Origin of the sequence: Micromonospora globbae, from assembly GCF_003610785.1 — a bacterium.
Taxonomy (GTDB): domain Bacteria; phylum Actinomycetota; class Actinomycetes; order Mycobacteriales; family Micromonosporaceae; genus Micromonospora; species Micromonospora globbae.
This window is the reverse complement of the sequence record NZ_RAQQ01000045.1, coordinates 1-16,979: the sequence shown is the minus strand read 5'-3', so window position 1 is coordinate 16,979 and position 16,979 is coordinate 1. Positions and strand designations below refer to the sequence as shown.

At 70.1% G+C, this 16,979-nt stretch carries 16 protein-coding genes; 12 read left to right on the top strand and 4 right to left on the bottom strand.

Annotation, left to right across the window (positions count from 1 at the left end; all coding sequences use genetic code 11):
* Window positions 1-228 precede the first annotated feature (228 nt).
* The 10 genes from D7I43_RS31065 (at window position 229) to D7I43_RS31025 (ending at window position 9,332) form a co-directional block, all read left to right on the top strand.
* Window positions 229-681: a hypothetical protein gene (locus D7I43_RS31065; RefSeq protein ID WP_120332130.1), complete on the top strand. Its 453-nt coding sequence runs from the start codon at window positions 229-231 to the stop codon at window positions 679-681.
* A 113-nt stretch (window positions 682-794) separates the two neighbouring features.
* A complete protein-coding gene (locus D7I43_RS31060; RefSeq protein ID WP_120332129.1) occupies window positions 795-1,073 on the top strand; it encodes a hypothetical protein in 279 nt (92 codons plus the stop codon).
* A 148-nt stretch (window positions 1,074-1,221) separates the two neighbouring features.
* Window positions 1,222-2,391 carry a DUF4314 domain-containing protein gene (locus D7I43_RS31055; protein WP_240033298.1) on the top strand — a complete coding sequence of 390 codons (1,170 nt, stop codon included), beginning with the start codon at window positions 1,222-1,224 and terminating at the stop codon, window positions 2,389-2,391.
* 424 nt (window positions 2,392-2,815) lie between these two features.
* Entirely contained in the window at window positions 2,816-3,322 is a 507-nt protein-coding gene (locus D7I43_RS33145) for a zinc metalloprotease (RefSeq protein ID WP_240033297.1), read from the top strand.
* Window positions 3,323-3,324: 2 nt separating this feature from the next.
* Complete coding sequence (locus D7I43_RS31045; protein WP_240033296.1) at window positions 3,325-3,870, top strand: hypothetical protein; 546 nt, start codon at window positions 3,325-3,327, stop codon at window positions 3,868-3,870.
* 247 nt (window positions 3,871-4,117) lie between these two features.
* Window positions 4,118-4,366 carry a hypothetical protein gene (locus D7I43_RS32605; protein WP_147427356.1) on the top strand — a complete coding sequence of 83 codons (249 nt, stop codon included), beginning with the start codon at window positions 4,118-4,120 and terminating at the stop codon, window positions 4,364-4,366.
* A gap of 314 nt (window positions 4,367-4,680) precedes the next feature.
* The gene (locus D7I43_RS31040) at window positions 4,681-5,790 is read left to right on the top strand and encodes an AAA family ATPase (RefSeq protein WP_120332126.1); all 1,110 of its coding nucleotides are present in this window, start codon (window positions 4,681-4,683) and stop codon (window positions 5,788-5,790) included.
* A gap of 20 nt (window positions 5,791-5,810) precedes the next feature.
* Complete coding sequence (locus tag D7I43_RS31035) at window positions 5,811-7,409, top strand: vWA domain-containing protein (RefSeq protein ID WP_120332125.1); 1,599 nt, start codon at window positions 5,811-5,813, stop codon at window positions 7,407-7,409.
* Window positions 7,410-7,644: 235 nt separating this feature from the next.
* Window positions 7,645-8,850: a Rossmann-fold NAD(P)-binding domain-containing protein gene (locus tag D7I43_RS31030; protein WP_240033295.1), complete on the top strand. Its 1,206-nt coding sequence runs from the start codon at window positions 7,645-7,647 to the stop codon at window positions 8,848-8,850.
* A gap of 104 nt (window positions 8,851-8,954) precedes the next feature.
* Entirely contained in the window at window positions 8,955-9,332 is a 378-nt protein-coding gene (locus tag D7I43_RS31025) for a DUF4192 domain-containing protein (protein ID WP_120332124.1), read from the top strand.
* A gap of 65 nt (window positions 9,333-9,397) precedes the next feature.
* Here D7I43_RS31025 and D7I43_RS32600 read toward each other — a convergent pair whose 3' ends face one another.
* The 4 genes from D7I43_RS32600 to D7I43_RS31005 all read right to left on the bottom strand — a co-directional run bounded on the left by D7I43_RS32600 (window position 9,398) and on the right by D7I43_RS31005 (window position 14,417).
* On the bottom strand, window positions 9,398-9,616 hold the full coding sequence (locus D7I43_RS32600; RefSeq protein ID WP_147427355.1) for a hypothetical protein: 219 nt from the start codon (window positions 9,614-9,616) through the stop codon (window positions 9,398-9,400).
* An 83-nt stretch (window positions 9,617-9,699) separates the two neighbouring features.
* Entirely contained in the window at window positions 9,700-10,143 is a 444-nt protein-coding gene (locus D7I43_RS31020; protein WP_120332123.1) for a hypothetical protein, read from the bottom strand.
* Entirely contained in the window at window positions 10,137-10,490 is a 354-nt protein-coding gene (locus D7I43_RS31015) for a hypothetical protein (protein WP_147427354.1), read from the bottom strand. Before D7I43_RS31015 ends, D7I43_RS31020 begins: the two co-directional genes overlap by 7 nt.
* A gap of 933 nt (window positions 10,491-11,423) precedes the next feature.
* Entirely contained in the window at window positions 11,424-14,417 is a 2,994-nt protein-coding gene (locus D7I43_RS31005) for a LysM peptidoglycan-binding domain-containing protein (protein WP_120332121.1), read from the bottom strand.
* 713 nt (window positions 14,418-15,130) lie between these two features.
* Here D7I43_RS31005 and D7I43_RS31000 point away from each other — a divergent pair.
* Both D7I43_RS31000 and D7I43_RS30995 read left to right on the top strand, forming a co-directional pair.
* On the top strand, window positions 15,131-15,628 hold the full coding sequence (locus tag D7I43_RS31000) for an RNA polymerase sigma factor (protein WP_120332120.1): 498 nt from the start codon (window positions 15,131-15,133) through the stop codon (window positions 15,626-15,628).
* A complete protein-coding gene (locus D7I43_RS30995) occupies window positions 15,621-16,556 on the top strand; it encodes a hypothetical protein (RefSeq protein WP_147427353.1) in 936 nt (311 codons plus the stop codon). The genes D7I43_RS31000 and D7I43_RS30995 overlap by 8 nt, the downstream gene beginning before the upstream one ends.
* Window positions 16,557-16,979: the final 423 nt, after the last annotated feature.

The following is a 16,979-nucleotide window of genomic DNA, read 5'->3' as shown; positions in this document are numbered from 1 at the left end:
CGGCCAAACCACCACGCCCAGAAAACGACACGATCTTGCGAAAGACGGAGCGACATCAATCTGCGAAGCAGGCCAAACATCCCTGGTCAGAGCGCCGCCCGACGACAAGATCAACGAGAACCTACAAACGCTCCCGCCAACGGCGACCGAAACAGCCCATCACCAGCGCCCAATCCCACCCCACCTCGGCTTGCCAGCCGGGACCCCGTCAGAGACAGGAGGACCACGATGGACACCGCTCGCAGCATGCTGCTCGCCCTCGCCAAACACGCCGAGGAAGCGCGGCTGCGCTGGAACGCCGAACGCGCCTCCGTGCGGGCTCGCGGCGAAACACCTGCCCGCAGCGACGCCTACGCCTACTACGTCCAGGCCAACCTGTGCCTGATCGCCGCGATCAGCGCGGCGGACCTTCCGGCCGACTTCCGCATCTTCGACATCACGCTGTCCCGCGACCCCGTCGCCGCGGCCGAACAGCTACGGCAGATCGTCGTCGCCTACGACCACAGCGGTCCGATCGAGGCCGCGCACGAGGCAGCGCGCCTGGCCTACCAGGCGGCCTTCGCCGCGCCCGTCACCGCACAGGAACAGCAGTACGTCCACCTGCTCGCCGACCTTCCCGCCCCACGGCGCGACAAGATCGTCGAACTGGCCGAGGAACGCGCCCGCCACACCACGGCATGAGGCCCGGAAGCCCCGGCAACCCGCCAGCTCATCCGCCGCCCGCAACGCCACGACTCCTCGCGGCGCGACTCCTGCCGGACGGCTTCGACCACACACCCCCGTGAAGGGATCCTGTGAGCGTCTACGCCCTGACACCCAAGCCCGGCTTCGAGCGCTACACCATCCAGGTCGGCTGGAATCCGCACCGCACCTTCTTCGCGACCGTCGTCGACTTCGCCTGGGATCCGGTCACCGACCCCGACAACGAACCCGACACCGTCCGGATCGGCCCGGTCGAGACGGTTCTCGACCCGGCCGAGGTGCTTCTGGCCGTCGAACCCTACGCCCACATTCCGGCCGACCTGGCCGCCGCCCTGCGCGCGGACCAGGCCGCGCACCCCGCGCGCCGCTGACACGAACAACCACGGCCGCCGTTCGCGCCGCGACGCCACGGGCCCGCATCGCCGTCGCAGATCGCACCAGCCGCACAGCACCGCCCCGCGGACAGGGCCCGGGCCGCACACCCAACCCCACAACGCCAGTCAAGAAACGGACATGACCATGACCAGCTCACACAGCATGACGCCACCGCAGCCGGACCACCCCGGCCCGGCTCCCCACTCGGCCGCCGACACGTACCAGGTAGGGGACCGGATCGCCCTTGAACACACCAGCGATCCCTACACCCGGCTGCGGCCCGGTGACGAGGGCACCGTGCGCCGCTACGACCCCGATCAGCAGGTCCTTGAGGTTGACTGGGACAGTGGCTCCCGGCTGTCGATGCTTCTCGGCGCGGGCGACCGCGTACGTCGGCTACCCGGGGTCGGCTGGCAGCGGGTGCGCGACGCTCTCCGCGAGGCGGGGGCGGAAGCCGGCCGCAACGCCGCGCAGTGGTGGGCGCAGGACACCATCGGCGGGCGGGCCCGCGGCGACGTGACGGCGACCGCGCGGGAGGTCCTCACCCAGATCGAGGCCGCCGCCGGGCGGGACATCGACGGGCTACCGGCCGCGGAAGGGGACGACCTCGCCGCCGGCCGCACCCGCTACACCGAACACGCCCCGCCCGACGCCCCCAAGTGGGAGGCCCTGACGGGCCAGCAGCGTGACCAGGCGCGGTGGGCGTGGTGCGACAGGTTCGACGACGCGGTCGAGGCCGAGGCGGCCCGGCTATGCCGCGTCGTGCTGCACCCCGACGGTGACGACCGGGACCTGCGCCACATATACCCGGACCAGGTGCGCCTGGGCGGGCCGGGCGTGTTCGCCGGCGACTGGGCGTGGACGCCGAACGCCGCCGGCGACATGCGCATCCCGGTCGGATACGTCGGCACCCTGGTGGACCACTGGAACGGGTGGGCGGTGTTCACCTGCACCCGCCAGGTGGCCCAGGCGATCGTCGCCGACCAGCAGGAAGCCCGCGACCGCTACCGGCAAGACCTCACCGACCGGGGCCTCCCCGAACAGGTGCGGGAGCGCCTGGTCGACGAGTCCCTCGCACGGATGTGGTTCGACGGCGACGCCATCGTCGCCGACGAGACCCGGGTACACGCCGACCCCGCAGCGGTACACCGCATCACCCCCGACAGCGACGGCCGGTACCTGGTGATGGGCCGCTCCTGGGCCTGGACGCCCGTGCACCCCTACGCCTGCGACCGCATCGCCGGCGAGATCCCCGACCCGCCACCGGCGGCCGACGCCCCCGCGAACCCGGTACAGGGAGCACCCGGTGCCTGAGGATCCGTCCCACACTCACCATCGCCGCCCTGTTCGAGCGGCGAAGGCGGCGCTGGTTATCCCCCTGCGAAGAAGGAATCGACCCGATGGCAACCATGACGGTTGCCGTGGGCTCGGACGACATCGATCACCGCACACACAACGTCGCCACGCACAGTTCGCGCTGGATGGCGTGGATGGGATCGACCTGTTCCCTCTGCACAGCTGCAGGCGATGAGGGAGTTCTCTCGCCCGTACATGGCGGCGGGCGATTCCTACCCGCTCAGGTTCGACCTCTGCCGGCCGCCGGGACGGTCCGCAGGGCGATAACGCTTCGTAACTTCTGGGCTACTTCTTGCAGTGGCGTTGGTTGATCGCTAGATTCATCGGCAAGCATCGATCAATTGGAGGATGGATGTCAGGGAACAGGCTTCGATCGGCGCGGTTGGCCGCCCTTGTGGTGGCTTCGACGCTGGTTGCCACGGGGGGTTTCGCATCAGCGGCATCGGCCGATGTGGGGCCGTTGGACCACTGCACATCCGTCGATGGCGGGGAGCTGGTCTACGACGACTTCACCAAGTACAACAACTCGTTGTCGCACGCGGTGAATCAGTGGAACTCGCTGAACCCGATCAACGTCAAAGCTGATACGGCTACGACCTACGCCGACGTCGACGTGTCCGACTACACCTCGTCGAGCGACAGTCGGGCGGGCTGGTTCGACTGCAGCGCCGGCGCGGACGACATCAAACTGAACACGCACTGGATGGACGGCTACAACGAGTCCCAGAAGCACGCCGTCGTGACCCACGAGTTCGGGCACTCCCTCAAGCTCGGCCACGGGCCGGAGATCGCGGTGATGGACCCGTGCCCAGCCTGTTACAACCCGAACATGAACAACAACCTGCAGTCGTGGGACATCAACTCGTATCACAACGTATGGGGGTACTGAGCATGAACCGCCGCCTTGTTCGACCGCTGGTCGCAGGCGCCGCCGCCGTCGCGGTGGCCTCTGGCGGGTGGTTGGCCTACGACTCGCTACGCCCGGGCGAAACGCACTCGGTGCACGCGTCCTACGCGTTCGATGTCACCGACGAGACGAAGGTCGCCGGGTTCGCCGACTACGTCGTCGTCGCTACGGTGGACCGCGTCGTCGAGGTACAGGAGCGCGACGGCACGCCATACACCGTCTTCGACGTGAGCGTGGACAAGACCCTCAAGGGCCAGCCGGTCAAGACACTGCGCCTGGTTCAGCTGGGAGGAACCCTCGGCAAGGACACCTGGCAGGTGGAGGGCGAGCCCCTCCTGCGGCCCGGCACTACCTATGTGCTGGCGGCGAAGACGGAACAGGGGCGCGGGACGCACCAGCTGGTGGGCGGGGCGGACTTCCCGGTCGTCGACCGGGCCGCGGCCCGTGCTGGGGGATCGGACGCGGTGGCGCAATGGCAGGACAGCGTCGCCCACCAGCGGTGGCCCGAGGAACTCCCGAAGAGCTCCTGACCGCCGCCCGTCGACCGAACATCTGGCCTGCCGCCCCTGTCCCAGGGCGGCAGGCCAAGTCCCGTCCTGGCCAGAAACTAGAGCCCGGCCTCTCGACTAGCTGCCGATGAGGCTACTGACCTGCTCGGATCAGCAGACCCCGCCACCTGTCGATGGATGGCGTGTGGCAGCGACCTCGGTCTCGACACACGGCATGCCGGCTTCGCCGGATCTACTCCAACTGTTGAGATCCGCCCAGAAGCGCAGGGTGGAGCAGGAAGGCAGCCGCTTCCAGCGCAACCAACTGGTCCCGTCCCCACGCGTCGGCTCCCTCGCCGAGTTCGATGAGCGCCTCGCGGGAATCGACGCCGCCCAGGATGGCCGACACGTACACGGCGCTTCAGCGAGCGTCAGGATCAACTTGGCCGAGGCGCCGCTGCTGCACCCGACGCCTGCCGCCGACTTCGAACTCGGCACCACCCTCACGCCGCTGGTTCACCCCAACGCCGGCACGTAATCCGGCACTGCTACTACTCGGCGCCCGCCCCGGTTCATCGACGGCGAGGTCCGCGTCAGCCTGCACGCCAACGAGATCCTCGTGTTCGACGGCCGGCAGGCCATCTCGGCAGTCGCAGCAGATGGCGCCGGGAAAGTCGCCCGAATGGTGCCCGATCAAGTGTCAGAAACACCTCGCACGGATGGTGTCGAGCCGTCCTGCATGAGCCTGCTCCGGCTGCCCCTCTGATTCCTGTCTCCGCTGCGCGGATGTTGCTTCTGCCCGCGCAGCCCGGAGACGGCTGCGCGGGCCCTACCCCTGATGGGAGGACCCGTATGGATCCCACAACCCCCGCCACCACCCCATCCACAACGGGTGGCAGGCGTCCCGGCTACCTGTACCACAAGGTCGCCGCGCACCTGGCTGCTCACCCGGACCAGATGCTCACGGTCGGGGAGATCACCAAGGCCCTCTCCGCCCCCTCGACCGGGGCGGTGTTCGAGGCCTTGAAGAAGATGGCCGCCGCCGGCTACGCCACCCACCAGACCGGCCCGCACCGGTTCCAGATCACCCAGGCCGGGATCGACGCCGCCGGCACCATGCCGCCGCCCGCCCCGCGCACACCCCGCAGCGGCCGCACAGCTGGGCGGCGGCAGCCCGTCACCCGCCCGAACGGTGACCTGTACTTCCCCCGCAAGCTCGCCGGCGCCACGGACGTGGACGTGCTGCGCCGGCTCCGCGACAAGCGCATCCCCGTGCTGCTCTACGGCCCGCCCGGCACCGGCAAAACCGCCCTGGTGGAGGCCGCGTTCCCGGACCTGCTCACCGTCGCCGGCACCGGCGACACGGTGGTGGAGGACTTCCTCGGCAACTTCATCCCCCTCCCGGATGGCGGGTTCGAGTTCGTCTACGGCCCCCTCGTCGTCGCGATGCGCGAAGGGCGGGCGCTGCTGGTCGACGACGCCACCCTCATCCCCCCGAAGGTCCTGGCCGTGCTGTACCCGGCGATGGACGGCCGCCGCGTGATCACCATCCCCGGCTACCGCAACGAACGCGTCGAAGCCGCCGACGGGTTCTACGTGATCGCCGGCCACAACCCCGGCGTCCACGGCGCCATCCTGACCGAGGCGCTCGCCTCCCGGTTCGACGTGCACATCGAGGTCACCACCGACTGGGACCTCGCCCGCCACCTCGGCGTCCCCCGACCCGCCGTCGAGGCCGCCATCACCCTGAACGCCGACCTCGCAGCCGGGCGCATCGGCTGGGCGCCGCAACTACGCGAGCTGCTCGGCTACACCCGCGTCAGCAAAACCCTCGGCCCGGCGGCCGCAGTGGCGAACCTCGTCGGCCGCGCCCCGGCCGAGGACCGCGAGCACGTCCTCGCCGCCCTCCGCACGCGGTTCGGCACGGACATCACCCCACTGACCCTCGGCAAACAACACTGATCAACTGGAAGGACCCGTTGATGTCTCATCCCTCCACCCACCGGGCCGCCGGCTCCGGCATCGCGGCTGCCAGCGTCTCGGACTGGCAAGCCTGGAGCGACGCCTGGACCCGGCACATCCCGGTCCTGACCGGCCGCACCGACCTGACCGTCACCGTCGCCCCCGGCGCGGGCGGCGGCGCCCCCGCCTGCTTCTACCCCGACGCCCGCCGCATCGAAGTCGACGCCACCCACATCGGCGCCCCCGACATCACCGACCCCCGCCGCGCCGGCCACAAACGGATCGTGCCGACCGCCTACGGGCTGCTCGTGCACGAAGCCGCACACGCCACCCACAGCCTGTGGACAACACCCGCGGGCACCCCGCCAGTCGTCGCCGCCGTCGCCGACCTCCTCGAGGAGTCCCGCGCCGAGAACCGGCACCGCGGCAGGCGGCGCGCCGACCGCCGGTGGCTGCGCCACACCGTCACCACCCTGCTCGACCCCGCCGACGCACCGGTGGACGACCCGTGGCACGCCGCCCACCTCGCCGGACTGCTCCTCGCCCGCGTGGACGCCCGCATCATCACCGCCAAAGACATCCGCGGGGTACGGGCCGCCGTCACCGCCGTGTTGGGCCGCAAGAAACTGCGGCAGCTGCGCGACATATGGCGCCAGGCCCACACCCTCGGCGACACCGACGCCACCGGAATGATCGACCTGGCGTGGCGGTGGTGCCGCATCCTCGACATCGACCCCCACCAACAGCCGCAGCCCCCGCGACCCCACCCCGGCGAGTTCGCCGGCAAGCTCGCCCAAGCCCTCGCCGACTACCTCGCCCACACCCTCGGCCTGACCCACGCCGAGTACACCGCGAAGCAGATCCACGCCCGGCACGGGGCACCCGCGTCGTGGACGCGCCGCGACCCCACCGACGCCGAACGCGCCGCCGCCCGCACCCTGGCAGCACGGTTGCGCCGCGCCCGTACCCACTCACCGGAACCCGACACCCGGCCCAGCCCGATCCCACCCGGACGGCTACGCACCCGACACGCCATCACTGCCAAAGCGCAGATCGCCGCCGGCAGCATGCCCACCGCCACACCGTGGCAGCGCCGCGCCCAGATCCCGCCGCCGAAACCGCACCTGCACCTGGCCGTCCTCGTCGACACCTCCGCATCCATGCGCTCCTACGCGGCGCCGATGTCCTCAGCCGGGTGGATCCTCGCCCACGCCGCCGCCACCAACCAGGCCACCACCACCATGATCGGGTTCGGCAGCCGCGCAACCCTGCTCGTGCCACCACGGCAGCGGCCCGCCCACGTCCTCGACATGAGAGCTGCCGGGGGCACCACCGCGTTCATCGACGCGGTGAAACTCGCCGACCAGCTGCTGCAGCTGCGTCAACCCGGCAGGTTGCGGATGCTCGCCGTCGTCTCCGACGGCGACCTGCCCGACGCCGCACCGGTACAGCGGCTGATCACGACCCTGCACCAGGGCGGGTGCGCGGTGCTGTGGCTGCGCCCCGCCGACCTGGCCGGGCACACCTTCACCGACACCACCACCCTGATGGTCGCCGACCCGGTGCAGGCCGTCGACGCGATCGCCGACGCCGCCGTCACCGCGCTCGAACACGCCTGACAACCCTCTCCACCCAGCACGGCGCCGAGGCCGGCTGCCAGGCACGACCGACACCAACAGCCGCCACGATCGCTGGCCGCTCCCGCTGCTGGTGCTGCCTCCACCCCGCCGCTGACCTCGCGTTCTCGCATCGCACGAACCAGGCCGTTGCCCGGCCACCCGCGCACACCCGCGCAACCCCGGGCACGGCCGACCGGCCGTGCCCGGGGTTGCCCAACGCTCGAAAGGGAACCTCATGGCACTGCCACCGCCCATCCGCCCAGCCGACGCCCCGCCGCCGCGCCCCGCCGGCCGGTCGGCGCAGAAGCCGCAACCGCGCATCGCCGTCGTCGGCGGATCCCTCACCGGCTGCGCCGCCGCGCTGCTGCTCCTGCACGCCGGCTTCACCCAGGTCACCATCTACGAAGCCGCCCCCGACGCCGCGCCGCGCGGCGGCGGGCTGATCGGCCTGGAACACCCCGCCCTCGACATCCTCGACCGCCTCGGCATCGACCAAAGCGAGTTCGTCGCCCACGACTCCGAGACCGTCCGCCGAGTCACCGTCCGCGCCCGCCAGCCCATCCACACCCTCCGGCAGGCCTACCCAGGCCGCAACACCACCTGGACGCTGCTACACGCCGCCCTGGCCACCCGCCTGCCCGCCGGGGTGCTGCGCACCGGCCGCCGGGTCGCCGCGCTCGGCGTCCACCACACACAACCCGTCCTCACCTTCGGCGACGGCTCCCGCGAAGTCGCAGACCTGGTGGTCTTCGCCGACGGCCGCACCTCCACCGGGCGCCGCCTGCTCGACCCCGCGCGGCGGCTGCGGTACGCCGGCTACGTCGCCCACCGCGGCCACGCCCCCACCCCCAACCAGCCGCTGCGGGACTTCCTCCGCCTCGAGCCAGGACCCGGCTGCCAGTACAACGTCGCCCCGGTCCCCGGCGGGCTGGACTGGACGCTCTACCTCACCTGCAGCCCCACCGCCTACGCCCAGCACTTCGGGGCGCCACCCGAACGACGGACCTTCGCCCTGCCCCATCACGTCGGGCCAGCGGCCCGCGCACACGTCGACGCACACGCCGCACGGCTGCTCCCCGCCGCCCACGCCGCGATCGTGCACGCCACCACCGCGCGGATGGCCGTGCCAGTGATGGACATCGACCCACCCACCCGCATGGCCTGGCCCGCCGGGCGCGGCTGGGCGGTGCTCCTCGGCGACGCCCTCGCCCCCGTACGCCCGCACACCGCCCGCGGCGCGAACAACGGCATCGAACAGGCCGCCGGCCTCGTGGCCGCCCTCACCCAACACCACCGCTGGGGCGCCGACCTGGCCGCGGCCCTGCACGGCTGGCAACGCCGCCACCTGCCCGCCGCAATCGCCGCCGTCCACCAAGGCCCCGCCATCGGCGCCCGCCTCGGCCTCGGCCACCACCCCCACCAAGCGACCCCGTCGACCTGACCCATCCACCGGCGGCGGACGCGTGACCTGCCGCCGGCCCCGACCGCCAACCCCGCACGCCACACCCGGCGTTCGCGGAGCCACCTACGACGAAGGAGCCATCCATGACGCACAACCAGCCGGCCCGGCTGCCGGTAACCTCGATCAGCGACCTGCTCGCCGCCGTGCCCTACCTGCTCGGCTTCCACCCCGCCGACAGCCTCGTCACCATCGGAATCACCGGCCACCGCATCACCGTGGCCGCCCGAACCGACCTCCCCGCACCCGCCACCATCCCCGACTGGGCGCCCCGGGCGGCGCGGCAGCACCTCGCCCTGCTGCGCAACGTCGACGCCACCACCGCCATCCTCATCGGCTACGGACCCGCCACCACCGTCACCCCGGTCATCGACGCGATCACCCCACCCCTACACGCCGCGGGCATCACCATCGTCGACACGCTGCACGTCACCGACGGCCGCTACCATTCCGCGACGCGCTAAGACGATATCGGCACCATTAGCCGCCAGATCGGCGAAGGTGTGCACACACTATAAGTGAAGGATAGCTACGCCTGTGTCGATTCTTCGCGGGCCTTAACGGAATCGGTTGCGACAGTTTTACGGTCTTCCGACAGGCCGACAGCAAGACAGACGCACCCCGCCGCCGTTGCTACGACGAATAGCATGATAATTCCCCACAGTCGATGCACGGGCATGGTGAGGAGAGCGACGGCGGCTGCGATGAGCAGAAGAAGCAACCCGGAGCGGATCTTGGCGTTGGACATGCCGAAATCATATCATCGACCCATAGACAAGTTTCGGGGGCCCGGCGAAAGCTCGCGGACCCCCGAGACTTGTCAAATTGCCATTACAGGTAGCTCGCCGAGGTCGACTTTCTCAACTTGGCAGGAGCGCCTGAGTAGCTGATACTGAACAGGCCCCAGGCAGCGCTGGCACTGAAGCCGGCAGTGCCGTCCTGATTGTGCTCGAACTGGAACTGCGCACCGAGCTTCGCCGAACCGCAGTTACTGGCGCCCGTCTTGTTGTAGGTGACCTTGAAGTATCCGTTGTCAGTCAGCAGTTTGAACCCGCTCGTGCGGTCACGGATGCCGAAGATCGGGCTTCCGTTGACTCCGCCGTCATCGACGTAGGTCTGGCCGGTGTAGTCGACGCCGGCGTAGTCGGCCGCCTTCCTTACCAGCGATCCAGTCCGGAAGCAGCCGCCCCCGAGGTTCGACTGAACGGTCGCAACATCGTCGGGGTTGCTGCCGTTGACGTAGTTGTCGCGGAAGTTCCACGACCCGGTCACCACCCGTTCAAGTACAGGTCATAGTTGAGAGTCATCGCGACGCTGAAGGCGTCGGTCGGGACCGCTGCGAGCGTCCCTGCCGAGGTGGCCTGAGGCTTGGCCGCCTCCCGTGCCGCCAGTTCGGCCTCCGCCTCAGCGGAGGTCAGGTCCCGGTCGATGCCGTTGATGCGGACCTGCATGGGGGGAAGGCCGTACTTCGTCAGGAGCTTGTCGATTCCCGTGTAGTCCGTCGGATGCGCGTCGGTGTACGCGTCGATCTCAGCCTGGGCAGCAATTCTCCAATCCTTTGCCATGGCCGGGGTGTGTCCGGTCGACGCAATGGCGATTGCGCCCAGTACGGCAATCGCCATCCGGACGCTGATAGAGCGATACTTCACTTCCCCTGTCTCCCTACTGTAGACGAGATGGGGGGCCGCGCGGAAAAGATGAATTGCGGGCACCACGACTGCGCGAAATCGCCGCGAGTTCACCTGACGCCCATACTCCCCGTTTGAATCCCCGTTGAGGAAGATCTCAACGCATAGACGAAAGACTGTCAACCGCCTCACGTACAGTAGTCGCGACAGTGTTACTGTCGGTATTCCCCTTCGTCAATGATCCGGCGGCTCTTGATATTGGCACGCTCGGGCTGGGCGAAATGTCGCCCAGATTGCGACAGGCGGGCAAGGGTAGACCCTACGCAAAGTTACCTCAGCGTAGATGGCGGCGACACCCTTCGTAGCGACCCAATGTGCCCGGCTGTCTCCATCTGAGCCGGGATCGCCACGAAGGACAGCGCTGATTGTCGACGGATCATGGCCGGATCGAGGACGAGTCGGCATGGAGGGCAACTTGTCTTGTTTGGTCCGACGGCTGTCGGCAGACTCCTGTCAGGCATATTCCTGAGTCGCCGCGCAGACGCCGACAACATGTCCCTGACCGAAATCCAGGTGAGAGGTCCACGGCGGCCGGGAGCTGTACATACGGCGATACCGACCAAGTGCCAGTAGGACACACACGGCGATGAGGGCGGCGGTGACACGGATCGCGCCCAGGCACCAGCTCATGGAGGACGCGGGAGACCAGCTCGACGGTGGGCAGCAGCGCCAGGGGCGGCCAGACGGCGACGAGCTGGGTGATGGGGTTCGGCCGGGCGTGCAGGACGTTCGCCGCCACTGACGCGGCGACGCCGAGGGTGAGGGTGGCCCGTACCGCCCACCGCAGCCTGCGTAGCTGCGTGCCCGTCATGGTGCTCTCGGCGGTGGGCGTCGCGACCGGGACGGCTGCCGGTTGTGGCGTGCTGCTCATCGCGCCGGCCTGTCGGCGACGCGACGCGGGTCGCGGCGGGAGCGCACCTCGGCGATGAGCCGGTCGGCGAGGGCGAGGGTGTCGTCGCTGGGTTCGGTGTCGATTTCGGCGAGGCGTTGGGTCAGGGTGCGGCGCAGCGCACGGATGGCGTCCAGGTCGCCGAGTTGGGCGTGGGCGCGTATCGCCTGCTGGTAGAGCTGTTCGTTGTAGGGGTGGTGTGGCAGGGCGGTGGCGCAGACGGTGGCCTGCTGGTCGGGTTGGTCGGTGAGTTCCTCGAGCAGCGCGGTGACGGCGTCGAGGGCTTCGCGTTGCACGCCGTGGCGGTGGGGTTCGAGCCATTCGTAGTCGCAGCCCTCGGCGAGGGGCCGGTAGGTGTCGACGGCGTGCCGGAGCGCGTGGAGGCGTTCGGCGCGGGTGCCGGTGGTGGCACGTATGGCGGCGCGCAGCCGCCACAGGTCGATGTCGAACCGGTCGGGGTTGAGTTGGTAGCGGTGGTGGAGCCGGGTGATGTAGGTGCCGGGGCCGGCGTGGTGGCGGAGCATGGCGCGCAGGTCGGAGATGTAGGTGTGCAGCCGGTGGGTGGCTTTGCTGGCGGGGGCGTCTGGTAGGAGGTCGTCGAGGATCGCCTCGGCGGGGGCATCGCCGCCGCACACGGCCAGGTAGACCAGCAGTTCCATGGACTTGGCGCGCAGCGGGCGCGGGGGGTTGGTGCCGATGATGGCGGGCCGGCCGAGCACCGTCACCTCGACCCGGTCGCGCGACGACACCGCGCCGGCCGTGGCTGTGGCGACCGGACCCTGCCGGGGGTCGGGCGATGGCCGGCCGGGGAGGTTGCCAGCGTCGGCGGAGGGGCGATCGATGCTGGTGGGGCGCGCGTTCGCCTCGCAGCCGGGCCGGTGAGGGCTGGCCGTGGTGCTGCCGGTGTCGGTGTGCGGGCTGGCGGCGGTGTCCGCGCTGCCGTCTGGGTGTTTCAGGGGCGCCGGGTCGGCGATGCCGTCAGCGGCGGACGCCGCGGCGGTGTGAGCTGGAGACGCCGGAGGTGGGGACGGCGGTGCGGCGCCGGTGGGGGTGGGTTCCGGGTGCTCGCCGGTGTGGGATTCCGCCAGGGTCACCAGGATGTCGATGGTGTCGGTGGGGTTGAGCACGGCAAGTCGGCCGATATCGGCGGGATGGAAGCCGTGGTGGGCGTTGCTGTCGGTGCGGCGGACGGTGCCGTCGTCGCCGACGACGGCGATGTCACCGTGAGGCCAGGCGCCGAGCAGCACACCATGTATGTCCAAGCGGTGGCCTTGCGTGAGCAGGGCGGCGACGCGCGCCCGTTCATGGCGGCCCGCCGCGTCGGCCAGCAGCATGAGCGGCGCGAGGGCTTCGTCGTCGATGCCGGCGGCCCGCAGGTCGGCGACGGTGTCGACCTCGTGCTGGTAGACCAGCCGGGTCCGGTGCATGGTCTGTTCCTCGAGAATATCCAGGGCTTCGCTGAGGTCGGCGGTGACGGTCAACCTCGGGGTGCGGGGCAGGCTGCTGGCGGCAGCGCCCAACAGGGCTGCCGCGGTCGTGACGGGAACGATCACGCGGGTACGGGCGCCGGGATGCTCCTCGCCGCCGGCGGCGAGGGCAGCGGCGAGGAAGCCGCGGGCGGCGGCGTCGGCGCCCGGCCCGGTCAGGCCGAGTCCCGCCAACGGCCACGCCAGACGGTGATCGAGGGCCGGCGCCACCGGCCCGGCGACATCCGTGGCGTCACCGCCACCGATGCACCTGGCCGGGTCGGAGACGAACTCAGCCCGGCCGCTGCCGTCGACCGGTGACGGACGGCTGTCGCCGGGCCGCTGGTCGCGGCGGGGATTCGTGCCCCGGGCGGGGTGGGATGCGCTGGCGGCGGCGTGGAGTCCGCGTCGGATGGCGCGGATCGCGCGGGGCATGGGCGCCAGGTCCGGGTCGGACGTGTGTGATCGATCGGACGGCGGGCGGGTGCGGTAGCGGCGTTGCCGGTGCGCCCAGACCAGAACGACCGCAGTCGTGATCGCCACAGCCAACCCGCCATCAACCCAGCCACCGGGGAGCCAGACGCCGTCACCCGATCGCCGCGGGCGGCTTGTGTCACCCGCGCCGGGAGTGGGGGTGGTGGCATCACCGGCAGGGCCGGCGCCGGTGGGCGTCGGGCTCGCCGTCGCGGCACCGCCGGCGGGAGCGTGCGACGCGGCGCTGGCGGATACTCTGTCGCCCGGGGCAGCGCCGATCTCGGGTGTGGCCGCTTCAGGTTGGGCCGGCGGTCGTGCGGGAGCTGCAGGGCGGGAGCCTCCGGCGGGTGCCGCGGCGGTGGGCAGGTGAAGCTTCCAGCCCGGGTAGATGAGGTCCGGGTCGCGCAGGACGCCGCCGACGTCGGGGAAGCGGGCGCCGCGGTTGAGCGCGAAGATCTCCGGCCAGCGGTCCGCGTCTCCGAGGCATCCCTGCGCGATGCTGGACAAGGTATCGCCGCGGCGCACCGTGTAGGTCGTCCTTTCGGCGTCGGCATCGTGGCGGAAGGAAACGGCCCGCGCGGCAGCGAGGTCGCCTCCGGCGGTGGCGCCCGGGCCTGAAAGGCCCGGGCGGTGCGTCTCCTCGACGGCGATGCCGGTGAGGGCGCCAGCCTGAGCGGGTGCCGCCCCGGCCGCCGTGCTCACGGCGGTCGCGCCCAGCACGGCCGCCGTCAGACCCTGCAACGGCCCGGGTACCCGCACGGTCGGCAGCCACCGCAGCACCCGAGCAGCCCGCGCGTACACGCGGACGGTGACCGCGGCGGCGACCAACCCCCACAACAACCACGCCGCGATGTAGGCGAGCCCGGCAAGGAAACCGGCGCTCAGCGGTTCCTGGACCCAGCCGCGCAGCACGGCCGTCCACGACACCCCCGGGCTCGGCCAGCTGGCCATGCGGACGAGCACCGCCGGTACCGCGACGAGCAGCACAATGACCGCCGTGCCGCCGGCGACCGACGCGGTTACGATTCTCATCGTCCCTCCCACCGGGCGTTCACATCGACACCACCAGCGGCAGCAGGCCTCCTCGGGCCTCGGAGCGCTTGCAGTGAACCGACGGTAGGGCCGCCAAGAGGCCGCGGCGGGGCTTCGGCAGCTGACGGGACCTCACACGGCCTCACACGACCTCACAACCGCAGCTCACCGAGCCACCGACCCAAGCGGCGACGGTGCCGAGCCCGTCTGCGCCTTCTCTCCGTCATGCCGTCATGACGCCGGTCATGACGGCATGACGGCACGAGCCCCGATTCCCCGCGGTGCATGGCCCCGGGGATCGGGATGAGTTAATCCCTGCCGCCACGGTGTCGAGGCGCTCTCGCCCGTCAACGCCCGTGCGACTGCGCTCGTGGGTTCGGTACCGCCGCCTCTCGTGAGCGTGGAAGCCCGTAGGTCCTCTGCTGCAGGAGGAGATGCTCGACGAGCAGGAGCACCCATCAATTACCGTCGAATCCTCTCCAAGGAAGACGAATAGGATGATGACCCACGATTAGTGGTATAGTGTACGATTCCTTGGTTTCACTTCGCACGCGGAGCGTTCAGGCATCCGATGCGTCGAGCAGTGACGTGGCAGGTGCGCCGCGCGTGTATTCGCCGGCTTGCCACCGGAATCCATCAGCCGATCTCGTAAGGATGCAACCAGACGGCCATGGGCTGGCGTACTACAACGTGAGCACGATGGGAGGCGGCGGGTGCCGGATGTCGACGGCTTCGACGAGTTCTACCGCAGTACGCGACAACGGCTACTCCGGTACGTGTATCTGCTCACCGGTGATCTCGCCGAGACGCAGGACGCGGTGCAGGAGGCGTACATGCGAGCCTGGCAGCGCTGGTCGACCGTGAGCGGGTACGCCGACCCGGAGGCGTGGATGCGGGTGGTGGCCGCCCGACTGGCGATCAGCCGGTGGCGCTCACTGCGCCGGCGGCTGCAGGCCCACGTGCGCCACGGCGGGCCGGGCGTGGTTCCGCCGCCGGGCACGGAGACCGTCGAGGTGGTCACGGCGCTACGCCAGCTGCCAGAGGACCAACGGGTCACTATCGCCCTCTACTACCTGATGGGCATGCCGGTCGCCGAAGTAGCCCGGGAACTTGACGTTCCGCTTGGAACCGTGAAAGCCCGACTTTCGCGTGGCCGGTCGGCGCTGGCCGGCCTGCTCGCCGAGCGCGAACTGGAGGTTGCCGATGTCTGAGCGTCCTGAGCCAATCGCCGAGCGACTGGTCGCGATCCTCGACGCCGACCTGGCCAGCGTTCGTTTGCCGGATGCGGCTCAGGTGCGGGCACGTGCACGACGACAGACCCGTCACACGTTGATCGCTGCAGTCACCGCCGTCGGATTCGCGGTGACGGCCATGGCCGCCCTCGGCTCGATGGCCCCTTCCACGTCAGGCGGTGCCACGTCGTCCGTCGCGCCACAGGTGTCGCCCCCGTCAGTCGTGCCTTCCGCGTCGCCCTCGGTCGCGCCGGCCGTGGCGATCCCGCCGGAGGCGCTGCTGCAGCCCGAGGACGTGGGCCCCGGTCTTGTGATCGAACGCGTGAACGTACTGGAGGACGGAACTGGCTATTACGCGAATGCCATGGCGGTCAAGTCCGTGCTACTGCCGGTCCAGGCGATGTGTCCGGCGTACCAGGCCTTGAACCTGCCGCCTCGGTCCTCCCGGTACTACAGAGAACACACCGTGCAACGGCCAGCGACCACCCGTGGGCGCCCAGAACAGATCGATCCGGAGGTGCAGGAGTCGGTGGTTCGGCTTACAGACGAAGCAACCGCTGCCAAGGTCCTCGACGACGTGCGCCTGGTGGTCACCACCTGCGCGAGGTACGTCTCTGCTGGACCGATCACCCAGGGCGGCGTCGTGGCCCAGGCTGAGGCGACACACGAGTGGAGCGCGCTCGACGCAGACTTCATCGGGGCGGGATCGCTGATCGTGCGGCACTCAATCAGTGTGCGACGTGCGGGGAGCGGGGAGATGGTGGAGCGTTCCGCGTACCTGAGTGGGTACGTGCGGGTCGGTGACTTGGTGGCCGTGCTGACGCAGCTCGACGACGATCCGCAACGAGCCCGGGACCTCACCGTTCGCGCCGCGCAGCGACTCTGCGCCGCCACACCGCGCTGCTGAGCTCTGGCCCCCGCTAACGTTGAGCCGGCTCTTCGCCCATGTGGACGGAGTCCGGTGCGGCGGACTGGCTGTCCCGTACGGGCTGGAGGCAGGTCAAGCAGCAACCAGTCGGGCTGCCGATGGAGAGGAGACGAAGGAAGATCGATGAAAGCCCATTAAAACACCTAACCGACCTGGGCCGACCCGCTGCAAGGGATGCCCCGTAGTTGAGTTCGCCGTCGACAATGTGATCCTGATCACTGTCAGCGGCTACTGCCCGTGGCATCACAGCTTCGGTAGGCCAACACAGCAGGAATCTAAGGGCTGTCTCGTAACTGGATGGAGTGGTTGCCTGCGCCGGGCTTCTCGGTCACCAGGTCAAAGCGATGTTGTGCAGATTGGCAATGCCGGAAGCAGCATCGGTCAATGTGTGGGCGGCGCGGC